The sequence below is a fragment of the Streptomyces sp. NPDC031474 genome (assembly GCF_055581185.1).
Genome location: NZ_JBVIJX010000009.1, coordinates 182,348 through 205,380 on the forward strand (window position 1 = coordinate 182,348; position 23,033 = coordinate 205,380).

The 23,033-nt window shown below is 65.5% G+C and carries 18 protein-coding genes; 4 read left to right on the forward strand and 14 right to left on the reverse strand.

The features are described from left to right. Nucleotides 1-32: 32 nt before the first annotated feature. Nucleotides 33-245 carry a DUF397 domain-containing protein gene (locus ACZ5SK_RS20265; protein WP_334579580.1) on the reverse strand — a complete coding sequence of 71 codons (213 nt, stop codon included), beginning with the start codon at nucleotides 243-245 and terminating at the stop codon, nucleotides 33-35. After that, nucleotides 242-1,090 (reverse strand): helix-turn-helix domain-containing protein, encoded by an 849-nt coding sequence (locus ACZ5SK_RS20270; RefSeq protein ID WP_334579581.1) that lies wholly within the window; start codon nucleotides 1,088-1,090, stop codon nucleotides 242-244. Before ACZ5SK_RS20270 ends, ACZ5SK_RS20265 begins: the two co-directional genes overlap by 4 nt. Before the next feature lie 215 nt (nucleotides 1,091-1,305). Between ACZ5SK_RS20270 and ACZ5SK_RS20275 the strand changes: the two genes are divergently transcribed. After that, nucleotides 1,306-1,935 carry an ATP-binding protein gene (locus ACZ5SK_RS20275; protein ID WP_334579582.1) on the forward strand — a complete coding sequence of 210 codons (630 nt, stop codon included), beginning with the start codon at nucleotides 1,306-1,308 and terminating at the stop codon, nucleotides 1,933-1,935. 261 nt (nucleotides 1,936-2,196) lie between these two features. Then, nucleotides 2,197-4,092, forward strand: coding sequence for an ATP-binding protein (locus ACZ5SK_RS20280; RefSeq protein ID WP_334579583.1), 1,896 nt, complete (start codon nucleotides 2,197-2,199; stop codon nucleotides 4,090-4,092). 105 nt (nucleotides 4,093-4,197) lie between these two features. On the opposite strand, the gene ACZ5SK_RS20285 is transcribed toward ACZ5SK_RS20280, so the two are convergent. The 10 genes from ACZ5SK_RS20285 to ACZ5SK_RS20330 all read right to left on the reverse strand — a co-directional run bounded on the left by ACZ5SK_RS20285 (nucleotide 4,198) and on the right by ACZ5SK_RS20330 (nucleotide 17,979). After that, nucleotides 4,198-5,544, reverse strand: coding sequence for a DNA cytosine methyltransferase (locus ACZ5SK_RS20285; protein ID WP_334579584.1), 1,347 nt, complete (start codon nucleotides 5,542-5,544; stop codon nucleotides 4,198-4,200). Between the two features lie 9 nt (nucleotides 5,545-5,553). After that, nucleotides 5,554-7,392: a DNA cytosine methyltransferase gene (locus ACZ5SK_RS20290; RefSeq protein WP_334579585.1), complete on the reverse strand. Its 1,839-nt coding sequence runs from the start codon at nucleotides 7,390-7,392 to the stop codon at nucleotides 5,554-5,556. Further along, complete coding sequence (locus ACZ5SK_RS20295; RefSeq protein ID WP_334579586.1) at nucleotides 7,392-8,288, reverse strand: hypothetical protein; 897 nt, start codon at nucleotides 8,286-8,288, stop codon at nucleotides 7,392-7,394. The genes ACZ5SK_RS20290 and ACZ5SK_RS20295 overlap by 1 nt, the downstream gene beginning before the upstream one ends. Next, nucleotides 8,285-10,276, reverse strand: coding sequence for a hypothetical protein (locus ACZ5SK_RS20300; protein ID WP_334579587.1), 1,992 nt, complete (start codon nucleotides 10,274-10,276; stop codon nucleotides 8,285-8,287). The genes ACZ5SK_RS20295 and ACZ5SK_RS20300 overlap by 4 nt, the downstream gene beginning before the upstream one ends. Further along, entirely contained in the window at nucleotides 10,273-11,298 is a 1,026-nt protein-coding gene (locus ACZ5SK_RS20305) for a PD-(D/E)XK motif protein (RefSeq protein WP_334579588.1), read from the reverse strand. Before ACZ5SK_RS20305 ends, ACZ5SK_RS20300 begins: the two co-directional genes overlap by 4 nt. Further along, nucleotides 11,295-13,844, reverse strand: a complete 2,550-nt coding sequence (locus tag ACZ5SK_RS20310) for a Z1 domain-containing protein (RefSeq protein ID WP_334579589.1) — start codon at nucleotides 13,842-13,844, stop codon at nucleotides 11,295-11,297. Before ACZ5SK_RS20310 ends, ACZ5SK_RS20305 begins: the two co-directional genes overlap by 4 nt. Nucleotides 13,845-13,997: 153 nt before the next feature. Beyond that, nucleotides 13,998-14,438: a very short patch repair endonuclease gene (locus ACZ5SK_RS20315; protein WP_334581328.1), complete on the reverse strand. Its 441-nt coding sequence runs from the start codon at nucleotides 14,436-14,438 to the stop codon at nucleotides 13,998-14,000. A 223-nt stretch (nucleotides 14,439-14,661) separates the two neighbouring features. After that, nucleotides 14,662-15,561: an RICIN domain-containing protein gene (locus ACZ5SK_RS20320; RefSeq protein WP_334579590.1), complete on the reverse strand. Its 900-nt coding sequence runs from the start codon at nucleotides 15,559-15,561 to the stop codon at nucleotides 14,662-14,664. A 71-nt stretch (nucleotides 15,562-15,632) separates the two neighbouring features. Next, the gene (locus tag ACZ5SK_RS20325; RefSeq protein WP_334579591.1) at nucleotides 15,633-16,133 is read right to left on the reverse strand and encodes a hypothetical protein; all 501 of its coding nucleotides are present in this window, start codon (nucleotides 16,131-16,133) and stop codon (nucleotides 15,633-15,635) included. Nucleotides 16,134-16,233: 100 nt separating this feature from the next. Next, nucleotides 16,234-17,979: an ABC transporter substrate-binding protein gene (locus ACZ5SK_RS20330; protein WP_334579592.1), complete on the reverse strand. Its 1,746-nt coding sequence runs from the start codon at nucleotides 17,977-17,979 to the stop codon at nucleotides 16,234-16,236. A gap of 555 nt (nucleotides 17,980-18,534) precedes the next feature. On the opposite strand from ACZ5SK_RS20330, the gene ACZ5SK_RS20335 reads away from it, so the two are divergent. Further along, nucleotides 18,535-19,314 (forward strand): SDR family NAD(P)-dependent oxidoreductase, encoded by a 780-nt coding sequence (locus ACZ5SK_RS20335; protein ID WP_334579593.1) that lies wholly within the window; start codon nucleotides 18,535-18,537, stop codon nucleotides 19,312-19,314. Between the two features lie 6 nt (nucleotides 19,315-19,320). Here the strand turns inward: ACZ5SK_RS20335 and ACZ5SK_RS20340 are convergent, their stop codons facing one another. Further along, nucleotides 19,321-20,337 (reverse strand): hypothetical protein, encoded by a 1,017-nt coding sequence (locus ACZ5SK_RS20340; protein WP_361700890.1) that lies wholly within the window; start codon nucleotides 20,335-20,337, stop codon nucleotides 19,321-19,323. Nucleotides 20,338-20,487: 150 nt separating this feature from the next. Then, nucleotides 20,488-21,963 (reverse strand): glycoside hydrolase, encoded by a 1,476-nt coding sequence (locus ACZ5SK_RS20345; protein ID WP_468576383.1) that lies wholly within the window; start codon nucleotides 21,961-21,963, stop codon nucleotides 20,488-20,490. Between the two features lie 201 nt (nucleotides 21,964-22,164). On the opposite strand from ACZ5SK_RS20345, the gene ACZ5SK_RS20350 reads away from it, so the two are divergent. Beyond that, on the forward strand, nucleotides 22,165-22,980 hold the full coding sequence (locus tag ACZ5SK_RS20350; RefSeq protein WP_468576385.1) for a class E sortase: 816 nt from the start codon (nucleotides 22,165-22,167) through the stop codon (nucleotides 22,978-22,980). Nucleotides 22,981-23,033: the final 53 nt, after the last annotated feature.

Sequence of the window (23,033 nt, forward strand, 5' to 3'; positions counted from 1 at the left end):
GGGGACGGCCTGCGAGGTGACCTGAGGGCCCCTCAGCCCTCGGCGCCCTGCTTCACAGCACGTACGAAGGAGAACCAAGCCGCGCTTCGCACAGCGATCTCAGCCCCTCCCACACTCTTCGAGTCACGAACGAGGGCGCCGTCATCCATCAGCGCGCACTCGACGCACTCCCCTCCTGCACCATTGCTGTACGACGACGTGAACCACACCGGACGGCTCTTCCCGCTAGGCGTTGCAATGCTCACCGTGCGTATTCCTTCAAGATTGTTTCGATCAACTGGGCCGAACGTTGAGGGCTCAGGGCGGCGGCTCGTAGGCCGTCGAACGCTCGGGTGTACTCACGAACATGATGCTCGCCCTCCAGGTAGACGGCATCCGTGATGCCGTCCCGATAGACGATGTCGGGATCCTCCTGTGCGGGAAAGCCCAGCATGGTGAATGAGCCTGTGGCCGGATAGGTGCCGGAGTCGAAGGGGAGGACCTGAAGGGTCACGGCTGGCAACTGGGCGGTGTCCAGGACGCGTTCGATCTGTTCGCGCATCACTGCTCGGTCCCCGATGACATTGCGCAGGGCGCCTTCGTTCACGATGAACCAGGCTTCGGGGGCGTCGGGTCCCTTCAGCAGGGCTTGACGCTCCATGCGCACCTGTACGGCCCTGTCGATGTCCTCGGCGGACATGTGCGCGCCGGTCCTGTGGAGCTCGGACGTGTAGGCGTGGGTCTGCATGAGACCGGGCACCAACTCGCACTGGTACTGGTGGAAGGTGGAGGCCTCCTGTTCCAGGCCGATGTAGATGTTGAACCACTCCGGAACACCTGACCCGTGGACCTGCCACCATCCTCGCACCTTGGCCTGCCGGGCGAGCGACTTGAGGAACTCGCGCAGCTCTTCGCTGGTGCCGTAGAACCGGCAGAGGGCGTCGATGTCCGACGGCTGCACCCGGCCGCTGCCCGTCTCCATGCGGTTGACCTTGGAACCGCTCCAGTCCAGGGCCGCGCCGACCTGGGCGCAGGTGAGAGTGGCCTGCTCGCGGAGCTTTTTCAGCTCGTACGAGAGGCGGCGACGGCGTGCCGTGGGTGATCCGGCCATATCAACCCCGTTTCGAATAGCGGGCGTTCAGTCTCGCGCCAAGGGGTGTGCTTGCCAATCACTCAGAAGTGGGAATCTCGCTGTGCACATTGCACGAAGGGATACGCCGGCTGCACTCTGATGGCAACGCAACTCATCGTGATACCCCGTGACGCTGTGTGGCTCATGGGGGGTCGCCTGCGACGAGAGGGGTTTTCGTGGGACAGGAAGCGTGCATGACGCGCAAACCGTGGGACCTGGCCTTCACGGCCGAGCCGGCGGAGGTCGCCTCCCTGCGCCGGGTCATGCGGCTGCACCTCGGCATCTGGGGTCTGCACGAGGTCACCGACGAAGCTCAGCTCTGTGTAAGCGAGTTGGCGTCCAACGTCATCACGCACGTCGGCCCCGGTACGCCGGCCACCCTCGCGGTCTCGATGAGCGGAGTGCATCTGCGTATCGAGGTCCACGATCCCGATACACGCGCCCTGCCCACCCTCCTCGACGCGAACGCCGACTCGGAGGGAGGGCGAGGCATGGCCCTCGTCGAGGCAATCGCCGCACGCTGGGGAGTGCAGCTCCGTCTCGACCGGAAGGTCACGTGGTGCGAGCTGGCAACGGGTCTCACATCGCCGAACGGCCATGTCGAACGCCCCGGTGTGCGGCGGGCCGAGGCCTTGCTGGAGCTCTACTCGGGTGTGAAACCGCCTCTCCGACCTGGCCCGGGAAGACTGGGAAGGGCCGTGGCCGAGGAGTCGGTGATCACGGTCATCACGGACCTCCTCCACTGGCTTCGTGCCCACGGCTGCGACGTGGACGAAGCCCTGGATCGTGCTCAGACCCGCTACGACGCCGAACTGGACAGCTGAGGATCACGGCGTCGCTGTGCGTGGCGAGCAGAAGTGCATCATGCAGGGCCATCCGGTACCCCTTGCCCTGGGAGGGATGGCCTTGCATCAGGGCGACAAGCCACTGCTCGCTGCGCCGGCAAAGCGACGGGCAATCGTGCATCGAGGCCCGTTCACCACGTCGGGGTCGCAAGCCGGGGCGTTGTGGTCAAAGCCCTGCATGGATAGCCCAGTTGCGACAAGATGATCACTTCAAGAGTGCGACGCGTGAGGTGATTCATAGTGATCAGTCCATACAAGATGGAGTTCGACCCGGCCACGATCAAGCACCTTGGCGTGCAGATGTACTCAACTCTTCCCCCAGTCATATCGGAGCTCATAGCAAACGCCTGGGATGCAGGCGCCAGCAAGGTTGAGATAGACATCCCCGAATCCAGGATGACGGATAGGTCCGTCATCATCGCGCAGGACAACGGGGATGGAATGAGTGATGAGGAAATCAGGCAGGGGTATCTTCTCGTAGGGCGGGATCGCCGAAAGGTGGAAGGAAGGGGAGAACGCGCCACGGCCCCGTTTCGTAGATACATGGGGCGCAAGGGATTGGGGAAATTTTCCGGATTTGGGATAGCCAGGGAAATTGAAGTCGAAAGTGCCAGCAGCGGCTCCATCTCTCGATTTATAATGGACTACGACGAGCTCGAGGCTGCGGCGCACAAGCGGGCCGCACAGTTCGACCCTCTTCAGCCTTCCGGAAGACTGAAGTCAGGTACCCGGATCACGCTTCGCCGGATAGAGAAATTCCGCACGCGATCCGTTTCCGTCCCTTCCCTCAGGCGTCATATTGCGCGCAGGTTCTCGGTAATTAACGATGACTTCCAGGTCGTCATCAACGGGATCCCGATTTCACCCGAAGAGCGCGACATGAAGTCGCTCCTTGCTCGCGATGTGAGTGGTGATCCTTATCTCTGGGAATATGATGAAGAAATATCTCCCGGGAGTGGCTGGCGGGTCACCGGGTGGATTGGAACGCTTCCTCACTCAAGTAATGTTGATGACGGCATACAGCGCGGAATTTCGATCATGGCGCGCGGAAAGCTTGTGCAGGAGCCTTTTTGGTTCGAAGCGAACACCGGCCAGCAGTATGCTCTCGCCTATCTCATTGGTGAACTCGTTGCTGATTTTGTAGACGAAGAAGAGGACACTGTGGGAACGGCCCGTAACTCCCTTGTCTGGGAAGCCGAAAGTAACGCTGCACTATTGGAGTGGGGCAAGCGGCAGGTCAATAGAGTGTCCCGGGACTGGTCACAGAAGCGACGCTACGACAACCTTCGCCAGCTTGAGGAAGCGCCAGTATATCGAGATTTTTTCAAGGCCACCGAGGGGTCCGAGCACAAGAGGGCGCGTCGTGTGGTCGACAAGCTCATTCAAGCGGCGGTCGGAAATAACCTGGTCGGGCAGGACGAAGAGGCTCAAAATATTCTGAAATCGTGTATTGACTTCTTGGAGTTTGATGCCTTCTGGGAGATAGCCGAGGAAGTTGGTGAGGCCGAGCTGAAGGACCCGGCGCAGTTGATCGCACTGTTCCGGGAATGGGAGATCGTTGAAGCGAAGGAGATGGCAAAGGTTACGAGAGGGCGGATTGCCACGATTGAGAAACTGGAAAAGATGATCGCGAACAACGCCCTCGAAGTCCCAGACCTCCATAATTTCTTTAAGGAGTTCCCCTGGGCTCTCGACCCGAGATGGCATCTGGTCGCGGACGAGATTCGGTACAGTCAGCTACTGCGCGAACATTTTCCGGAGGCCGAGGCGCCGGAGTCGGACAGGAGGATCGATTTCCTCTGTGTCGCAGAGGGAGACACGCTGGTGGTCGTCGAGATCAAGCGTCCTCATTCCGTGGCGAGACGCAAAGAGTTGGAACAGATTCGGGAGTACATTGTGTATCTCCGTGGGCTCCTGCGGCGATCCACCGATGATGCATATCGACCGAGCCATGTCATAGGCTATCTATTCTGTGGGTCGATAAGCGATGACCCGATGGTGGCCGAGGAAATGGAGATGCTTCGAGCAAGTCAAGTGTATGTCCGAAAGTATTCGGACCTTCTCGGCATGGTCAAAAAGAGCCACGGAGAGTTTCTGGAGCGGTATGAAGACCTGAAGCGGGTCCCACGGCCATAGTCCAGCATCTATCGGAATCCGGAGCTGGAGGATTTTTGCCTCCAGCTCCGATGCGCCGCGAGTCGGTCTTCGGACGAGTAAGCCCGGCGAACCGCGCTACCCGAATCAGGCGCGCAGATAGGCGTGAATTGCCGCCGCGATAGCCTTCCCCAGCGAAATGGGTACTGCATTCCCGATCTGGGTGGCAATCTCCGTCTTCGTGCCACACCATCGAAATTCTACGGGGAAGCCTTGGATGCGGGCCGCCTCGAAATGTGTGATGGGGCGATCCTCTGACGGGTGAAGGTAGCGCCCCTTCTCGGGCTTGAAGAATTCCGTGCGGATGGTCACCGATGGTTCGCCGAGGCGGAGCCTGCCCATGACGTCGCCGGTTCCGGAGTTGTGCTTGTCCCAACTGTCGGTCGAGAGATAGCCGACAGCGGTCCGCACGCCGGGGGGATTCTTTGTGTTGAAGTACTTGAATTCGCCGAATTCATCCTGGGTGTACCAACGGCCACTGAGGTGCTTGCGGTTCCCGCCAGCAGGAATGGCGCCGTATCGGGCCAGGGAGAGCGCCTCCGGGTTTCGGCCGAAGTGAAGATCTTCAGTGTTGAAGATACCGGGCAGCTCGGCCGTCAGCTCGGGCACGAACTTCTTCGTGTCTGGAAGTTCTCCAAGTGCGCGCTTGGAGGACTCGCGGAAGATGTCATCCACGGTCTCCCAGTACGAAATGCCCGCATCGACACCATCTATCGGTCGACTTGCTGGAGCGGACCCATTTTTCGGCCGACGGAAGTGTGACTTGACCGGATATGCCATCGTGTGGCCGTTTTCGGCATCGCGCCGAACTCCGATGACGATAGCTCTGCGGCGAGCCTGCGCGGCACCATAGTCGGCAGCGTTGAGGAGGTAGCGCTTGTTCTTTTCTTCCTCGGAATCGGTGGGCTCGTAGCCGGGGGGATCGACCAGTCGATACTCGGCGAGCTTGCCACCCTCCTTCACCTCGTTGAGGAGGTTCCGAAATTCGTCCGACTTCAGGAAGCGGTCCACATTTTCGATGACGAAGACCTTCGGGCGGATTTCCGCCACGATGCGAACGTACTCTTCCCACAGGCGGTTGCGTTCGGTGCCCTTTTTCGCGCGGTTCAAGGCTGAGAAGCCCTGGCACGGAGGACCCCCGACGACGACGTCCGCGTGCAGTGCCTCCGGAGTCGGCTCCCAGTCCTCGATGTCTCCGACATGCACGCGAGCTGCCGGCACCCGCCTGTCCTTGCGAAGCTCCCCGAAGTTCACTGCGTATGTGGCCGCTGCGGCACGGTTGTGTTCGACGGCCGCGATGCTGTGAAAGAGGGGCCCGGCACCCTGCTTCCCTGGGGCGCGAAACTCGTGGAACCCCTGGGTGAAGCCCCCGCAGCCACTGAAGAGGTCGACGACGGTGATGGGTTCGGGGGTGACGGAACGGGGCGTGAGCATAGGGCGATCTTAGCTTCGGAGTGCGGTTGCGAGGGACTGGCCGACGGCGGTGGCCAGTGGAGGCGGCATCGCGTGACCCACTTGACGATACCTGGACGTCTTGCCGCCGAAGAGCTTCCAATGATCGGGGAAGGACTGGATTGTCGCGGCCTGGTCGACGGTCAGCTTGGGCAGCTCGTCCACGGGGAAGTCGGCCCCGGGCGGCTCGTCCCCGAGGCTGTTGCCGTTGACTCCGAGTGCGGCCCACGCCTTCTTGCTGCCTGTCGGGCCGAGGTCGGCTCCGCCTCTGCGGTCGGAGCCACCGACGAGGGCCGGGGCGACCCGATTGGCGTTCTTGATCCAACGTGCGGCACCTGGCCAACCTCCGGCAGACATGGAAGCGCCGAGGACCTCTCCCACTGTGGGCGGCGGGTCGTCATTCGGCAGGGGCCACGAGAACCGCCCGAAATACGGCTCTCGTAGGGCGACCAGAAAGCCGCTCTTTCGGTTTTGGGGGACGCCGAAGTCCGAGGCGTTCAGGATCTTCCAACTGGTGCGGTAGCCGGCCTGGTTCAGCTCGTGGTCGATCCAGGCCCGATCCGCAGCAAAATCCGGTGCGTCGACCAGATCAGGGACGTTTTCGAAGAGTACGGCCTTCGGCCCGATGCCGCACGCTAGGCTGATCGCCGCGCGCAGGACCCGGCGTTCCTCCGTGTCTTCCGCCCGCCCGACTGTCGCCGACGACTTCACGCGTGGCAGTCCGCCGCTGATGAGATCGAGGTCGGTGGCGTCGGGTCGCATGCGCGGGCTGAATTGGGCCACGTCCATGCACACGACATCCCAAGCCGGTCGGTTGAGGTCGATCGAGAAACAGGCGTCCGCCTTGCTGTCGATGAGCAGCACCGGGTCGAATCCGGCGCGTTCGAGGCCGAGTGCCTGTCCTCCTGCTCCCGCACAGATCTCCATGGACCTGAATCGTCGGATTTCGGGGGAAGCCGGCGGTGTTTTTTGGGAAAGTGGCGGCTCCTCGTCGGGGGAGGCAGAAATGGGAGCGGGCCCGACTGCGCTGGCGGAAGCCGGCGGATCCGAAACGACCTGGGTCGCGTTCGGTGCGGATCTGGGGCGCTGGGCGTCCACCGACTCCTGGGCGACCGCTCGCAACTCGCCGTCGAGAGCGTGCTCCTCGATTCCGTCGAACAAGACGAACGGGGCGAGCCGGAGCAGCCGCTTCAGGAAGTCACGGAGGGTTTCGCGCTCATTCAGGCCGGCGACGTCGAGGTCTTTCCATACCCGCAGGATCGCCCTCACCAGGTGAGGACTTCCGCCCAGTGCGGCGCGGCGCGCGTAAATCTGGTCGAAGGCAGCCTCACCGAGGATCTCGAGGGCGCGGTACGGCTCCGACTCCTCCGGCGCTCGTACGAGCTGTGCCCGCCACCACAGACGGCCGAAGACGTGCCGGGTGAGGTCGGTGCCGAGGACCCGGTCCTTGGGCGGTTGCGGATAGCGCCAGAACGCGACATCGGGAAGAACGACGAGAGCGAGGAAGGCCCAGGCATCCCGGGATGCGGCTTCGGCGGGCACCATGCCCATCTCTCCGTGCAGCAGCGCGGCCAGTCGAAGGTCGAACTCGGCATTGCGCGCACGGTCGGACTCGTGGGGGAAGCCGGCGCGCTTCGCGAGTTCCAGCACGCCTTCCCGCAGTTCGCGGAGCTGACCGGAAGAGACTCGGTCTCCGCCCGTGGCCACGTACACCGCGGAGTCGTGCGTGAGGGCGATGCGTCGGGACAGGTCGGCCGGTGTGAGGTGCTGGTACTCCTCGAAAAGGGGCCTTGCCTGTTCGGCGAGGAGTCGAGGGTAGAGGAAGCTCATCATGACACCTCGAAGATCTTGACGGCGGCCTGCAGATCCGACGAGAACAGGGCCGGCGACTGGCGGTGACGGAGGCGTACGTCGGTGATCGACTGACCTGGGAAGAGCTGGTCGAACAAGCTCAGCAGGGTGGCGCCCAGCGAACCGTCAGGGAAGTCCATGTCCTCGACGAACTCTTCATGTGCCAGCGCGTGCTCGACCATGACCCGGGCGGCATCCGCGTACACCGCCGACAGAACGATCCGATCCACGGGGCGAGGCTTGCCGGCGTTCTGAAATGCCGTGGCGGTCACCGTGTTCTGCTCGTTGACGAGGAGCAGCAGGGCACCCATGGTGGCGCTTTCCAGGCCCCCACTGATTTGCAGGTGCCAGGCAGCGTCCTGCGGGAATGACGTTCGCGCGAAGTCGATCACGGCCATGGGGAACTGTGGAGCGTCGCCCTGCAGGCGAAGGGCCTCGCGATCGCTCCACAGCACGGATCCCGCTCGCCTAGGTGAGGAAGGCCGTGCGTCGTTGATGCGTTCGGCGAGCACGAGTGCGGTGTCCAGGAGCAATAGGCCACCGAGGTCGGCACCACGCAACCGGACATCGACTTCGACTGCCCTCGTACCGGCTTCGGACAGGCGCATATGCTTGGCAGGGCCGCTGAGGTTGGAACCTGTGGCAGTCCAGACCACCGACAGCATGAGTGCGGCGTGGGCCGACAGCCCCGTTTGCTGCCGGACCCGGTCCAGGTCGACACGGAGGGACCTGCGTACGTGCACGTCCATTTGGTAGTCCCAGTCGGGCAAGGCCTCGGGCAGGGCCACCTCGCCGTCTTCGGTCACCAGGCGCCAGGGGCCCGGTGCCACGACGTCCTCGGTTGGGGCGCGGTAGGGAAGAACGCGTCGCGTCACGAAGCCCTCACCGCCTCGACCTTGATGCCGATCTCGGTCATGGTGTCCGGAGCAGGCCTTACCATGGCACGCCAGACGGCCTCGCCGCCTTCGATCATTTGCGGATCGGAGGTGTGGATCCGTCCGGTGGCGTCCTCCCAACCGATCAGTACGGGCATGCTCGCCCCGATCGGGGGATCGGTCTCTCGCCCGCCGGTGCCGGGCAGCGTGACCGCCAGGTCGATGCGTACGCGCTGAGGTCCGGGCACGGGCAGTCGGAACTCCTGAACCAGCACGGAGGTGTCTCCGCGGTCGTCGTAGTAGGGGTCGCCGACGTAATGCACTCGGGGACGACGACGTGGAGCGTCGAGGGCGCCACCGTCCGATGTTTCTGCGGCCGGCCGGCCGTCGTGGCCGAAGCCCTCAGCAGGGTGTGCGCTGTCGAGGTCGGTCTGGTCCGCGAGCCCTGTCGGGGGACGTCGACCGCCGACGGCCTCGTGCGTTGCGGTGTCCTCGGCGCGGGACGACCTGAACGCACTCGTCATGGTGCTGCCCGGTTTGGAATAGGCGGTGCCTCCACCGATGCCCCAGGCTCCCCCGACCAATCCCGAAAAGAGCGAACTGGCCGCTCCCAGCGCGACGTTACTGGCACCGGGGCGCGCGGTGCCGCTCAGAGAAAGCAACTGGTCCAGGCCTTCGCCGATGCGCCGGAACGTCGTTTGTACGTAGGTGCTTTCGGGCCTGTCGAGGGACTGCGGGTGCCAGGCGTCATGAGTCGGCGGCTCGGCCTTGGCATACACCTCGTCCATGGCTTCATCGGCCCTGAACACCCCGGCATAGCCTTGATTTGCGCTCGGTGGCTTGGGCCCGGCGTGATACGTGACGACCAACTCCGCAGGGCGCATCAGGCAGACGTGATGGATCAGGTCCTCGATATCCAGCATGCGGGAGGCGCGCGTGGGCTCCAGCGAGGGCATGATGCGCTTCACCAGGCCGAGTCGCCCGAGGTGTTTCTTGGGCTTATGACATTCCAGGTCGCTGCCAGCCGGGCCGACCATCGTCTCGTATGCCGCGACGAACATGTTGAGAGGACGCATGGTGCGCGGATCGGGTACCGGGTGCTGAACTCCGTCGTAGGCCACGGAGAATCGCATGGCAGGTGGGCTACCCGCGCTGGAGATCATTTTGGGCCACAGATGCCAGGCGATGGTGTCGCCCAGATAGTCGGCCGCCTCCGAAGGCTCGAGGTCGTCCAGATTCGGATCCACTACAACGACCGTCGTGCCGGTCTCCTCCGGCCCGAAGGTCTTGAGGCCGAGGCGCTGAGCCACGGCTTCCGCCTCCGCGCCCACCAGCGGCTCGACCACTTCGCCCGACATATCGCCCCACCAGTGTCGACCGGTGTAGCGACGCCCGCCGTCGGATTCCGCCGCAACGTAGCTTTTCCAGAGGGAGCAGCCGATGAGACGTGTTTCGTGTCCGCCCGCAGCGGTTCGGCAGCGGGAATGGACGATGACGGTCCCAGGCCTGGACAGCAGGTAGAAAATGCCTTTGCCGAAGCCGTAGGTGCCGCCGCCGAGCGCCGTGTCGCGTGGTTCGCCGATGTTGCGGATAAAGGAGACGAAGTCACGGTCGGGCCCCACGGCATTGTCGGCTCGCGTTGGGCCGCCCAGCCCGCGGGTGCCACGATCGGACACGGACAGAACTCGGACGGGGCCCCGCTTGAGCGTGTCGCGAAGCGGAAAGTGCTCGGTGTTGGTCGGAGCCCCTGCCTGCAGGAGCTCTCGCCATGCACCGGCGTGGGCCGGTCCGACGGTCCACATGTCGATGCGGTAGTCCACGGGAGCCGAGGACCGCTCGAGCCGGGCATCCCAACTGTTCTGGGCCGACTCGCGCACCAGGATGGTGAGCAGATCGAGCTCGGGCCGACCGAGCTGATTGCGAATGCCTTCAGCGGCGCTCGCGCCTTCCGGAGGGTAGGGCTGGGAGAACCAGCGGGGTTCCGTCACGCCGACTCCTGGATCATGCGGTCGATCGTCCGGGACACCGCGTCGGGCGCCATGGGGGCCGGAGCCTCACCGGACAGGTCGATGGTGTACTCGACGTCGAGAACGGAAATCGGTACGCCTGCCGCGATGAGCGCCCGGCCGGTCAACGAGGGGAAGTCGGCGGTCACTTCGTACCATCGCTCCTCATCGACGACGAATCGCGCATCGCGATACCGCTCGGCATCGATGGACCGATAACCGGCCTGGGCGAGAAGTTCGAGGAGGGTGCTTTCGTCGTCACAGGATCGAAGCGTCTGTTCGAGCAAATCCAAGAAGCCGATCCCCGAACTGCCGCCGATGGTGCGATGGAGGCGGAACCAGGCCAGGCAGAGGTTCCCACCCGCCGGGGCATCGAGTTGGTCGAGCCCATGAACGCGTGGCCTTCGGCCTTCTCCTTTTACGCTCGTCTTCACTTCGACAGCGAGTTTTCCGGCGGTGAAGTCGTGGTGGTGACCTTCTGGTCCGTGCCAGAGGCGATGCGCGCTGGAGTCCAACTGCAGGAGTCGGTCGAGTACCAGCAGTTCCCCGAAAAGGCCCGCGAGCTGTTCGGGGCCCAGCACGACTCCCTGCGGTTGGAACAGAGCCTTCCAGCGGTCGAGGACCCGATAGAGCGCCTTTGCCGGATTGTTCGGCAGTTCCTCCGCCGCATCCAATATGTCCGCGCACAGCTCTGTGAACAGGTCATTCAGGTCCGTGCGCAGGCACGCGAGATCGGCGTACGTCTGATACGTCTCCTCATCCTCCAGGGGGCGTTTACGCAAGTGGAGGACAGGACCGTCGAGGCCGGAACGAATCTTCAAATTCGAGTGCACAGGCACGAGCACGTGGCGGAATCCGTCGTGATCGACCGCTGCCACCAAGGCACCTTGTTCGGTCACCACCGGAAGCTGTGAGACGCGGAGGCGACGCTCGCCGCTGGTCGGCGCTGCTTCGAGCGCGGCCCAATGCTCCTCGACAACGTCGCGGAAGTCGTTGGCGCTCATGCGTCTTCACCTTCGAGGAGGCTGAGGTCCTCGTCCTCCAAACGAACACCCGACAGGTGCGCGGAGATGTACTTCTGCACCGTGCTGTCCCCGTGCTGCGGTTCCGGAAAGACGAGGCCGACGCCGATCACGTCCTCCTCCGCGTTCAGAGGGGAACGCAGCTTCTTTCCCGGACCGGGCTCGGACGTCTTGTCGATCGGATACAGAACCAACAGGCCTGTGGCCGGAAGCTGGACCCGACGTTCGTCGATGATGCCCTTCTCGGTGAGCTTCGCCGTGTCTCCTGCCAGGTCCACGGCGGCATCACGGCGGCTCATGAGGGTCTTGATGTCGGCGAAGTCCGGAGCGGGGTTGGTCGTGGCAACGCGGCTACGGAGGTTGCGCCCGACGGATACGCCGGGCACGAACTCGAAGGGCTCTCCTGCGGAGCTGCCGACAATCGCGATGTTCCACCGGCGCAGCGAGCCGGCTGTGACCCGCTTTCGGATGTAGCCGCTGATCAGGTCCGCATCGTTTTCGGGTGACTTCTCGTGGAACTTGTAGGAGGCCAGGAAGTCGGTCACGACGTCGTACGGCACGTCGCGGAAGATGTAGCGACTCTCGGCCGACCGGTTCTCCACCCTGACGGCATTCGAGAGCGCGGCAGTGACCAATTCCCGCGCAGCGGTCGTGTTTCCACGGAGCCAGTCGGCGTTGGTGTGGAAGTAGTGGGTCTGAACCCGCTTGCCTCCGTATGAGGAAGCGGCGGTGACCGCATCGCGCATTTTGGCGGCCGCAGTCACCCGCAGAGCAGGGTGGGTACGCAGACGGACGGCGAAGGTGAGGGGCGTCTCGGACTCGGTTATGTAGATGTCGATGTCGCGGCGCATCTCGGTCTCGACCGTGGCCAGGTGCCGGAACCACTCGGCCAGTTCGTCGGTCATCCAGATGCGGGGCAGGTCGGCGTAGCCGTTCCGGAAGCCGAACCATCGGCCCATCTGCAGCAGAGTGTCGTATGCGGAGACGGCACGCACGAAATAGCTGACCGACAGGCCTTCGAGGGTGAGTCCGCGCGAGAGGGTGTTGCCTCCCACGGCTATTGCCACGACCGGACCGTTTTCGTAGTCGAGACGAGCCTCGCTACTGGAGTTGTCCATGACGATGCGGCAACTGCGGAGAACCCCCGGGAGTTCGGGCACCAGGTCCTCGAACGGCACCTTCGTTTCGCCGAAGTCTTCGGCCGGGACGCGGGCCGTCTCCTGATCCCAGAGATCACGCAGTCGGGAGAGGAAGACCGCGTCCGTCATGGTCTGCGCGGCTCGTTTCAGCAGGTGCTGCAGCGGTCGCTCGAAGCTGTTGTGCACGGACGTGTTGACGCTGGTGTGGATCAGCATCGTGCTGTGCGGATTGCCAGAGCGGCGAACGCGGCGAGCGGCCGTCGCAAGCCAGAAGTACTCGACCGCTCTGCGGAGTGTGTCGGTGATGACGGGCTCAAAGCCTTCGACGTCGGCCTTCGTCTCGGGGCGCACGCATGGTATGTCGTCCTCCGGCACGGACCGGATCATGTCGTGGCCGTCGTCGACCTGGTCGGCGTCTTCGCCGTCGAGTGCGTAGCGCCCGAACAGTACCTCGGTACCGAAGTGCCCTTCCGGCTTGGGAAGGTTGACGACGAAGTCCCGCGGGTAGAGGTCCTCGGCGCTCGGATCGATCAGCAGGTTGGCGAACGGCGACGCCGTGTATCCCACGTAAGCGGAACGCGGCAGGCTCTTCATCATGCTGAGGATCAGCGGATTGATGGACTTCGTCGCAACAGTGGCCTGGTCCGCCTCATCGTCGATGATCAGCGCCGGACAGTCCTTCAAATAGTCCGCTGCCTTGTCGAGCCACAGAGCGAGCTTGCGCAGTACGGTCGCGTTCTTCTTCACCACGCACAGCACGTGCGTCTTGTTGCTCTTCCCGAAGTATGAGGCTGGATTCGCCGTCGGGGTGAAGTCCTTGTCGAGATCGGTAAGTTGGGACCACAGCGAGGGGTTGGGCTCGACCAACTGCTGAACCAAGCGAGCCTGCGTCTGACGACGAAGGCCGTTGTGAATGCCCGCAAGAACAATGAACAGCTTGTAGCCCCGGTCGGCAGCCTTGGCCATGACCGACGTGAAGTTCGTCGTCTTCCCGGACTGGACGTAGCCGACCACGAGACCCCGTGTGGAGAACGCCTTTTCCTTCGGATGGTTCAGCAGCGAGACGACCCGCGTGGAGGAGTCGTCCAGGTTCCGGAGGGCCGTCCCCTTGGACCAGCCGTCCTTAAGCAGCAGGTCTTCGATCGCGGGCCAGCACTTGTCCTTCGGCTGAGGGCCGGTGTACCAGGTGTCACGGTTACCAAGGACGACGGTGTGAGGTTCCTCGAGCTCCTTGATCCGTATCGTCTGCTGCTCGTGACGATCGCGGATCTGCTGGATGACCTCCTCGCGGACGCCCATCAGCTCCAGTCGCTTCACGGCCTCCGACGGGGGAAAGGCGTCCAAGATCGCCTTGAACGTCTCGTACATGTCATCGAATTCGTCAGTCACAGGACTTGACCGCCCCCGCTCTCGCTAGTCACGCCGACCGACGGTAGAGATCTGCCGGCATGGCAGATCACTCCGAGGTGCAGGTCGGCACCCCACTTGCACAACTCCATACACATTATTGGTTGAGGTGGGTTGTTGATAAGTGAAACAAAGTCACGATTGGTTGTCGGAATCTTCACTCTCGGTGACGTCGACGGAGGGGCCGGGCCTCGCTGGGGGCGACTGCTTGGACATCAACGAGACGGCGATGCGGTCGGCGACGTCTGTAGCCGACTCGTGCTCCCAGAAGCGCAGCACGGTCCACCCCTCGGCGGTCAGGTGCGCGGTGGTTTCGAAATCGCGAGTCATGTTCTTGTCGAGCTTGATTCGCCACCACTCCGCGTTCGCCTTCGGATGCGTTGCGTGTTCGGGGCAGCCGTGCCAGAAGCAACCGTCCAGAAAGATCGCGATCTTGGCTTTGCTGAAGACAATGTCGATGGTTCGGCGGGGCATACCAGGTACAGGCACGTTGACTCGGTAGCGAAGACCCGCGCTATGCAGCAGACGTCGGACAGCGATCTCTGGGGCCGTATCGCGGGAGCCTTGGCGGCTCATGCGGGCAGAGACGGAGGGGGAGGATGGGATGGCGCCGGACACAGAAACATTCTGCCGGCGTGTCTGAGGCGTCGCTCAAGTCCTGTCCGCAGGTTTCGCCTCGACAGTCGGGAACGGAGAGACCAACCCCGGTCACCTACCGAAGCTAGGTTGACCATGAACCTCGGACACGCCGCTGAGCCCCGGTCCCGCAGCGTGGTCAGTGGTCGGGGGTGGCTGTGGCCTATTTCCATAGCTGTTCCCTGCGGGTGCTGTTGCAGGTCGTCACCATGACCTGCTTGGTGCCGCCGAAGGATGGGGTGGCGATCTCCAGGCAGTGGCCGGTGTTGGTGTTCTTCAGGGTCTGGCCCGCCGCGGTGGCGGTTCCGAGGCTCCATTTGACGTAGCCGGTTCCTCCTGGGGCGTCGCAGGCTTCCAGCTGGGTCGTGTAGTCGTTGTTGAAGGGCGCCGACAGGCATTTTCCGCTTGCGCGGTTGACCAGTTCGAAGGTGCCGCCGCCGGTGGAGCGCAGCGTCCATGTGTAGGCGTCGCTGGAACTGCAGGTTCCGAAGCCGGGGTAGACGTCGCCGTCGCTGCCGTACACGCACTGGTCGTTGGAGGCGTTTCGGAGGGTCGACACGGACCCCGGGGAGAGTGCGGCGGACTCGGACTTCGCGGGGGGCGGTGTCCCCGCGTCGGGCGTGCTCCCCGTGTTGGACCTGGGCTTGGTCCTGGTCTGTACGGGCTGGACCACGGGCTCCGCGGAGCCGCCGCTCGCGCCGGCGGCCGGGGCCGATGGGGAGCGGGTGGCGGGCGGTGATCCGGAAGGCGACGGCGATGGGGAGGCCGACGTGGAGGGCGACAGAGAGGGCGCCGGGAGAGTTCGCTCGGGGCCTGATGATCTGGGGGATGAGTCCGGGAGGCCGGGGAGGAGGGCGATGGCCGTGATCGTGCCGCCCGCCACCACGACGGGCACGATCACCATGCGCAAGCGGCGTACGCGCCGGTCCCGGCCGGCGACGCTCTCGGCGATGGCGACGTTCTCGGCGTGGCCGATCGCCACGCCCCCGCGGGAGGCGGTGACGGCGGTGTGGGCGGTGATGCGCGGGGTCCGGCCGCCGTCGTCGTGCGCGCCGAAGCCCAAAGCGGGCAGCAGCCTTCCGAAAGACGTACGGCGGCGGCTTGGCTGTTGTGGACCTGACGAGCCGGGAGCGGTCAGTCCTGGGCCGCCCCCGGCTTGGGAGGGTCCACGTGCACGCCTCCCTGCACATGCATCACGCCGGCAGCCACCGATCCGCCCGTGGCCTCGATGATCACATCGCCGTTGGCTGCGACACCGCCGGACCCGGCCGAGGCGCCGGAGCCCGGACTGTGCCGTCGGACATGCTCGACCAGCGACTTAAGCTCCCTGGCGACCTCGTTCCTCTCCCGTTCGGGGAGGTCCTGGAGCAGGTCCCTGAAACGTGTCGTCCAGGAGCTCGCCTGGTCGGCTCGTATGCGCACCAGCACTCTCTCCGCGTCGTCGCCGGCGGCTGCTCGTGCGAGGTCGGCGGCAGTCTGGTCGAGGCGCTGCAGCACCACCTCTTCGCGTTGGCCGTCTCGGCCCAGGAGCCGGGCCACCGTGGTTCTGGTCTCGATCCAGGCGTCGGTTCCCGCCGCCGTCACCACCGCCGTTCCGCCCGAAGCGGCAAGCGCGACCAAGATTTCCGACAACATCCACAGCCCCCTGTGACCAGTCGAGTGACGGACCTTCAGCCACGCCATTCAACAGGTCTCCCCGGGTGGAAGACCGACGAATCCGGCAACGGGCCGGAGGTCAAGGGGTGGCCTCCAGACGGTTGACGGTGACGGGGGCGGTGGTCCGGTTGCCGGTGGCGTCGATGCCGAAGCGGCCGACGGCGCCCGGGACGGCGTTGTCGGCCAGGGTGTAGAGCTGGTCGCGGACGGCGTAGCGACTGGGCAGGGCGGTGGCTGTGGTGGCGGCCTTGTGGATGGCGGTGGCGGCGGTCAGGACGGCGTCGTGAGCGAGGACGGCCGAGTGTCCGAGGGTCGCGTGGGCGGCGACGAATGCCTGTCCGTGATGGTCGCGGGTGAAGGCTTGCAGGAAGTCGTCGTACAGGGAGCGGTCGCGGTTGGAGTCGCTTTGCAGAGCGGTGGAGGTGGGGAGGGAGGCATAGAGCACGGTGATGGAGGCGTCGAGGCGGCGCAGGGTGTCCGTGGTGAGGTGCAGGTCCGCTGTGCCCGATCCGGTGACGACCGTGATCTGCTGCCGGCGACAGGGGCGTTGGCTGAGCGCGGTGAGGAAGTCGGGCAGGTATTTCTCCCGGGCGGCGAAGTACACCGTGTCGATGGCGGGGTCGATGTCGCAGAGTGGCCCGATGACGTTGAGGAAGGAGTCCGGGCCGCCGCTGGGGTCGACGGTGAATCCCGCTGCGGGGAGGAGATGCTTTTTGAGTCCGTTCAGGCCGAGGAAGTCGTGGTAAAGGGACTCGGTGTAGAGATCCGGACTTCCCTCGGGGGTCACTGACCTGACCACTGCGGCGGTGTGTTTCTGACCGGCCAGTTCTTTCCCGACCGCTGTGAGCAGGGCCGTGTTGGTGAAGCCGACGCGGATCAGGCCGTTGAACGACCCCTTGCCGTCGATGGCGCCGGTGGTGTCGAATCCGTCAGCGGTGATGAGGTCGGCGACCATCGGGATCCCGGCCTCGTCCAGCTCGCGTGCGGCGTCGACGGACTCAGCCTGGGCCAGTCCCATTCCGGTGACGGCGACCAGGTTCCTTACGTCTTTCAGCTGGTCGACAGCGTCCTTCCAGTGCCGTTCGCCGCTGCCCATGCCGGCCAGAACGAGACGTATCTTGACTGTGCTGTCGGCGGCGTTGGCCTGCTCCACCGCGGTATAGGCGCCCTCGGCCTCCGCGGCGAATTGATCCAGTGCCTGGCCCTTGGCTGTGCCCCGTGAGGACAGCGGTGCCAGGAACGCCACCGTGACGTAGCGGCCGCCTCGGGTCGCTTCGTTGTTCTCGGCGCGCATGGCGGCCAACAGGGGTTCAAGAGCGGTACCGAAGACGCCGGGACCGTCACTGCCGTCGGTGACGCCCGTGCACTCGCCGCCGGCCCTCGTCACCAGTGCCGGGTTCGACGTCCCGCAATGCTTCTGCCGGAAGCCCACGTGCCCCTGCTGGGCGTGGAGGTACAACGCGTACCCGCCTGTGGACCCGATGGCGGCCACCACGCCGAGTGCCGCGCTGACCGCGGCGGCCACGCCGGAGTGCCGCAGCCGTGTCCATCCCTTGCGCCACGGCTTGACCGCCGGACCGGACAGCGGTGCAGGTGCGCCGGGGCGTGCGGACGGGGCGCCGGCGAGGTCGGCGTCGACGAGATCGGAACCGAATCGGAGCCTGTCGGAGAGGAGACTGTCGGAGAGCGGAGGGCGTGCGGGCTGGAATGCCAGGGCCGCCCGGAACCAACTCCAGTAGGTGATGCGCGGCCTCAAGGGCGCCCGCGCATCGGACAGCGGCCCCGCCAGGGCCTGGCGGAACTGTTCGAAGTCGTTGGCAGCCATTTTTTATGCCCCCTCTTCGGGTGCGGTGACCTCGGAGGGCAGTAGAGCACTGGAAACGGGCAGTCGACGGGGCGCACGCTTTGGCTCAGGGGCAGGCGGAGGCGGGGCTTGAGCGGCGAGTTGAGCAATGGCGAGTGGCGCGGTGATACCCAGAGTGACAGCTGCCAGAGGGCCCGAGATCTGACTCGTGGACGCATAAAGGAACGGCACGCCGGTGCCCATGAAAAGGCGAAGCGCCAGAGCGCCGAAATAGGGGCTGAACCTCCTATTTCGTTTGGTTCTCCATGGCCATCCCGCGTCTTTCGACAGGAGCAGGGACAGCATCCACGCTTCGTTGAGGAGCACGCCAAGCCCGCCCCAAGCACACGCTTGCCAGACAAGCATGCAGCCCCCTCACGCCCGACCTCGCCGTACCTACGGCCGCCTTCGCCGAAGTTAACCGACGGTTTGCCTTTTTAGGGGACATTCGATATATCCGAAACAAAGCGTAATGAAATTAGCAAATTTCGACTACGTCGGAGCTCTGGGTCATCTGCCGAAGCTATGTTGTCCGCCATGACCAGCACCCCCGAAAGCGACCAGCCCTCCCGCCCCCTGACCGGCAAGGTCGTAGTGGTGACCGGTGCCGCCCGGGGCCAAGGCGCCGCCGAAGCCGAGGCTCTCGCTCTGGCCGGTGCCGAGGTGATCGCCACCGACGTCCGCCCGGGAGACGACGACTGCCGACGCCTCGACGTATCCAGCGAGGGCGACTGGGCTGCGCTTGCCGCCGAACTTCGTGAGACGTACGGGCGGATTCACGGGCTGGTCAACAACGCCGGCGTCATTCATCGGGCCCGGCTCGGGGAAGTGAGCCCGGAGGATTTCGGGCGGGTTCATGCCGTTAACACCGTCGGGCCGATGCTGGGTATTCAGCACCTCTCGCCGCTGATGCCGCCGGGCTCGTCCATCGTGAACGTGGGATCGTCCACCGCGTACACCGGCTACTACCCGGTGGCCTACACCGCCAGCAAGTGGGCGCTGCGGGGCGTGTCGAAGGTCGCGGCCACGGAGTTGGGGCCGCGGGGGATCCGGGTCAACACCGTGCACCCCGGCTACATCGAGACGGAGATGACGGCCGCCGCGACCCCGGCGTTCCGTGAGACGACCATCCGGGAGACGCCTCTGGGTCGCAGCGGCACCGTCGACGACGTCGCGCCCCTGATCGTCTTCCTGCTCTCCGACGCGTCCTCCTTCATCACGGGAGCGGAGATCCCCGTCGACGGGGGTTTCAGCGCGCACGGCGGCGTCAAGTCCATCTCGGACGCGCTGCGGCCCGACGGACCGAGCGTCGCCTGAGCCCTTTTACGCCCCCACCCCGTGGCACGCCTCGTAAGCCGTCCCCGACGCGCACCAGCACCCAGCGCCCCGCTCCGGAGGCCAGCCGACCGCCCGTCCCCGTGCCGCCAGCGTCGTCGCGTACTGGGGCAGCAGGTCCGCGTCGCCCGGGGAGGTCGCTTCCGAGGCCGCGAAGGCCTCGTACGACGGGACCGTGCCCGTGACGATGCCGAGGTTGCCCGTCCCCGAGGCCGACAGTTCCCTCAGTGAGGCCTCTATCGTCGCGAGGTGGGTCTCGTGGGAGGGGTACTCCGCCTCCAGCGTCGGGTAGGCGGTCACCAGCTCCGTCAGTTCGCCCGCCGGCCAGTGCAGGACCGCCACCGGGAACGGGCGGGACAGCTCCTCCCGGTAGGCGCCCAGCTCGGCGCGGAGACGGGAGATCTCGGCCTCCAGTTCCGCCGGGTTGTCCGAGCCCAGGGACCAGACGCGCTTGGGGTCGTGGAGCTCGTCCAGGGAGACGGGCAGCGAGTGGAGGGTGTCCGCCAGCAGGTCCCACTCGTCGTGGGCCACGCCCAGCATCCTGCGGACCCGGTGGCGGCCGAACAGCAGCGCATGTGACGCGTGCGGGGGTTCCGGCGCGTCCGCCAGGAGCAGGCTGACGCCCTCGGTGAACGTCTTCTGGGCCGCTTCCAGCTCGTCGTGGGATTCCAGGGACTCCGCGACGATCACCCAGGGGGCCGGGTCGCGGGGGGCCGCGGCGCGGATGCCGTCGATGATCGCCCGGGCCTCGGCCTCGTGGCCGTACTCCCAAAGGTTGGAGGCCTTCAGGGCGCGGACCAGGTGGGGGGTGTCCAGCCCGCCCGGGGCCGACAGCAGACGGTCGTAGAGGGTTGTGGCGGCGGGGCGGTCGCCGGCCAGTTCCAGATGGGCCGCGGCCTGCAGCAGCAGGGCTTCGGCGTCCTCGGGATACAGGCCGGCGGTCCGCTCCAGGCGTGCCGCTTCGGCGGTGTGGTCGACGTTCTCGGCAGGCGTGTCGGGGCGCATGGGGGACACCGTAGCGCCGCCCGGTGACGAAAGAGAGGTATCTGCAGGCCAGAGGCCCATATCACCTCACAGCCACTACTCGATCATCTCGGCCGTCTCGATCATCCCGGTCGTCCCGGCCGTCTAGAACGTCTCGGTCGTCCCGGCCGTCTAGATCGTCACTCCGTCCACCTGGAGCGTCTGTACCGCGCCCGCCGCGAACGGGACGCTGATCGTCTTGCCGCTCAGGTGGATGTCCGAGTGGGACGTGTAGAGGTCGCCGGAGCCGTTCGTCACCGTGTTCCAGCGGGGGACCAGGCCGCCCGATCCGCCGCTCACCGTGGTGAAGCGGGAGAGGTCGAAGGTCAGGGTCTGGGCCGAGGTCGAGGTGTTCGCCGCGACGATCACCAGGCGCTTCGCCGCGTTGTCGATCGCCGCCGCCGCGTAGCTCACGCCCGTGTCGAGGATCGTCATGCCGGGGCGGATGTGACGGCTGAACTGGGCCATCACGTAGTACTTCGTCGTGACCGCGCCGGCCGCCAGCGTGCTCGGGTCGTACGCGATCATCGCCCAGCCCGCCGACGGGTCCATGACCTGCCAGTAGACCCACGCCGTCGGGTGCAGCCAGCGGAAGTCGTAGAGCAGGTTGCTCGCCATCGTGAGGCCGGTGCCGTCCTTGTCGCCGGTCTCGGAGTTCCACAGGGCCTTGCCGGCCGTCGTCACCACGTCCGTGTAGAGCAGGTCGCGGCGGCCGCCCGAGCCCTGGTAGCCGTGGACGTTGACCCGGTTCACGTACCCCTTCGTCGTCGACGAGAAGGAGTTCCACGTCGTACGCGCCAGGTCGTAGCTCGTCTCGTCGGACGCGGAGATCTTCGTCCCCGTCAGGCCGCGCTTGTCCAACTCGCTGCGCATGTACGGCAGTACGGCCGACTGGACGGTCGCGTCCATGTGGCAGCCCTCCTGCGTGCCGGTCGCCGTCCACCAGGACGACGACGGCTCGTTGAAGGGGTCGACCGTCGCGAAGTTCACGCCCCAGTTGTTCTTGGCGTACAGCGCCACCGCCGCGAGGTGCGACGCGTGCTGGCGGTAGTTCCAGGACTGGAGGTTGTTGCCGCCGTCCGAGGCGCCCGACGGGTTGTGGTTCAGGCACATCCACCACATGGGGGAGTTGGCGAAGAGCTCCGTCGTGGCGCCCCGCGACGTCGCCTTCTGCAGCATCGCGCGCTGGTTGGCGTCCGCCGTCCAGTCCCAGGCCGAGGACGTCGGGTCCTCGTTGTTCCAGTCCTGCCAGTAGCCCTCGATCTGCTTGAACCCGGGGATGTTGGCGGAGACCGCCATCGACGCGCCGCTCACCGTGTTCCAGCTGCACGCGCCCAGGTTGTAGCGGGCGATGTTGAGGCCGAGGCCGGGGAGGGTCCTGCCGTTGTAGGACACCGACTTGGTCGTGAAGAAGATGTCGGCGAAGTCGTCCCGGGCGCCGAAGACGTTCGCCCACCAGGCCAGGGAGGTGCCCCAGCCCTCCCACGTGCCGTACGTCGTCGACGGATTGACGGAAATCGTCGCGTCGGCGTGGGCGGTGCCCGTCGCCAGGGCGCTTCCGAAGAGCGCGCCGCCCGTGGCCGCCAGCAGTGTTCTGCGTCGGATCATGGCTTCTCCGCTTCGAGTCGAGGCCGGTCCCGTTCGGCCGACACGAAGCATCAGGTGCGACGCCTGGGGTTGTCGAGAGTTCTGACAGCCCTTTCTCAAACCTGTGGAGAAAGGGCGGGGAGGGGTTCGACAGGGCGAACGGGACAGGTCTCGTATGTACGGCTCTGGAGACCTTGTCCCCCACCCCTTATGGTGCCCCGCGTGCGGATTCCCCTCGTACGGCACAGCACGCGGCGACGGCGCGCCCGGTACCGGCGGGTGCTCTGGAGCGGTGCCGAACTGCTCGTCACCGCCGGGGTGTTGGTCCTGCTCCTCGTCGTGCACCAGCTGTGGTGGACCAACCGGGAGGCGAGGGACGGCGCCGAGCGGAGGGTGGAGGCGCTGGAGCGGGAGTGGGGGGCCGCCGACGGGGACGTCGGCCCCACCGGTGACGACGCCATCGGTGACGCCGGCGACGACAGCGGCTCCGGGTCCGCTGCCGACGGCTCCGACTCCGGTCAGGCACCCGGGCAGTCCGGCGGCGGCACCGGGAACGGGTCGTCGTCCGCCGTGACCCCCCGCTCCTCCCAGGCGTACGCCGTCCTCCGCATCCCTCGCCTCGACCTGCGGGTTCCCGTCGCCGAGGGGACCAGCAAGCAGCACGTGCTCAACAAGGGGTACGTCGGCCACTACACCGGCACCCAACAGCCGGGCCAGGGCGGGAACTTCGCGGTCGCCGGGCATCGCAACACCCACGGTGAGCCGTTCCGGTACCTCAACCACCTCAGGAAGGGCGACAAGGTGGAGGTGGAGACCCGCAACGCGACCTACACCTACACCGTCGACAAGATCCTGCCGCAGACCTCACCCCGCGACTCGGGCGTCATCCGGCCCGTGCCCCGCTCCCTCACCAAGCCCGCCTACGGCTATGACACCCCCGGCCGCTATGTCACCCTCACCACCTGCACCCCCGAGTACACCTCCCGCTACCGGCTGGTGGTGTGGGGCAGGCTGGTCGCGACGCAGCCCCGCGCCTAGAAGGTTCGTCCTCGCCACTACCACCAGGGTTTACCCGGATTGCCCCCCTGGGA

Excerpts from the sequence above, each read along its gene's own strand:
- ACZ5SK_RS20290 (WP_334579585.1), bottom strand. The coding sequence starts at position 7,392 with ATGAGCTTCCTCTACCCTCGACTCCTCGCCGAACAGGCAAGGCCCCTT.
- ACZ5SK_RS20335 (WP_334579593.1), top strand. The coding sequence starts at position 18,535 with ATGACCAGCACCCCCGAAAGCGACCAGCCCTCCCGCCCCCTGACCGGC.
- ACZ5SK_RS20325 (WP_334579591.1), bottom strand. The coding sequence starts at position 16,133 with ATGTTGTCGGAAATCTTGGTCGCGCTTGCCGCTTCGGGCGGAACGGCG.
- ACZ5SK_RS20340 (WP_361700890.1), bottom strand. The coding sequence starts at position 20,337 with ATGCGCCCCGACACGCCTGCCGAGAACGTCGACCACACCGCCGAAGCG.
- ACZ5SK_RS20330 (WP_334579592.1), bottom strand. The coding sequence starts at position 17,979 with ATGGCTGCCAACGACTTCGAACAGTTCCGCCAGGCCCTGGCGGGGCCG.
- ACZ5SK_RS20315 (WP_334581328.1), bottom strand. The coding sequence starts at position 14,438 with ATGAGCCGCCAAGGCTCCCGCGATACGGCCCCAGAGATCGCTGTCCGA.
- ACZ5SK_RS20345 (WP_468576383.1), bottom strand. The coding sequence starts at position 21,963 with ATGATCCGACGCAGAACACTGCTGGCGGCCACGGGCGGCGCGCTCTTC.
- ACZ5SK_RS20305 (WP_334579588.1), bottom strand. The coding sequence starts at position 11,298 with ATGAGCGCCAACGACTTCCGCGACGTTGTCGAGGAGCATTGGGCCGCG.
- ACZ5SK_RS20275 (WP_334579582.1), top strand. The coding sequence starts at position 1,306 with ATGACGCGCAAACCGTGGGACCTGGCCTTCACGGCCGAGCCGGCGGAG.
- ACZ5SK_RS20285 (WP_334579584.1), bottom strand. The coding sequence starts at position 5,544 with ATGCTCACGCCCCGTTCCGTCACCCCCGAACCCATCACCGTCGTCGAC.
- ACZ5SK_RS20270 (WP_334579581.1), bottom strand. The coding sequence starts at position 1,090 with ATGGCCGGATCACCCACGGCACGCCGTCGCCGCCTCTCGTACGAGCTG.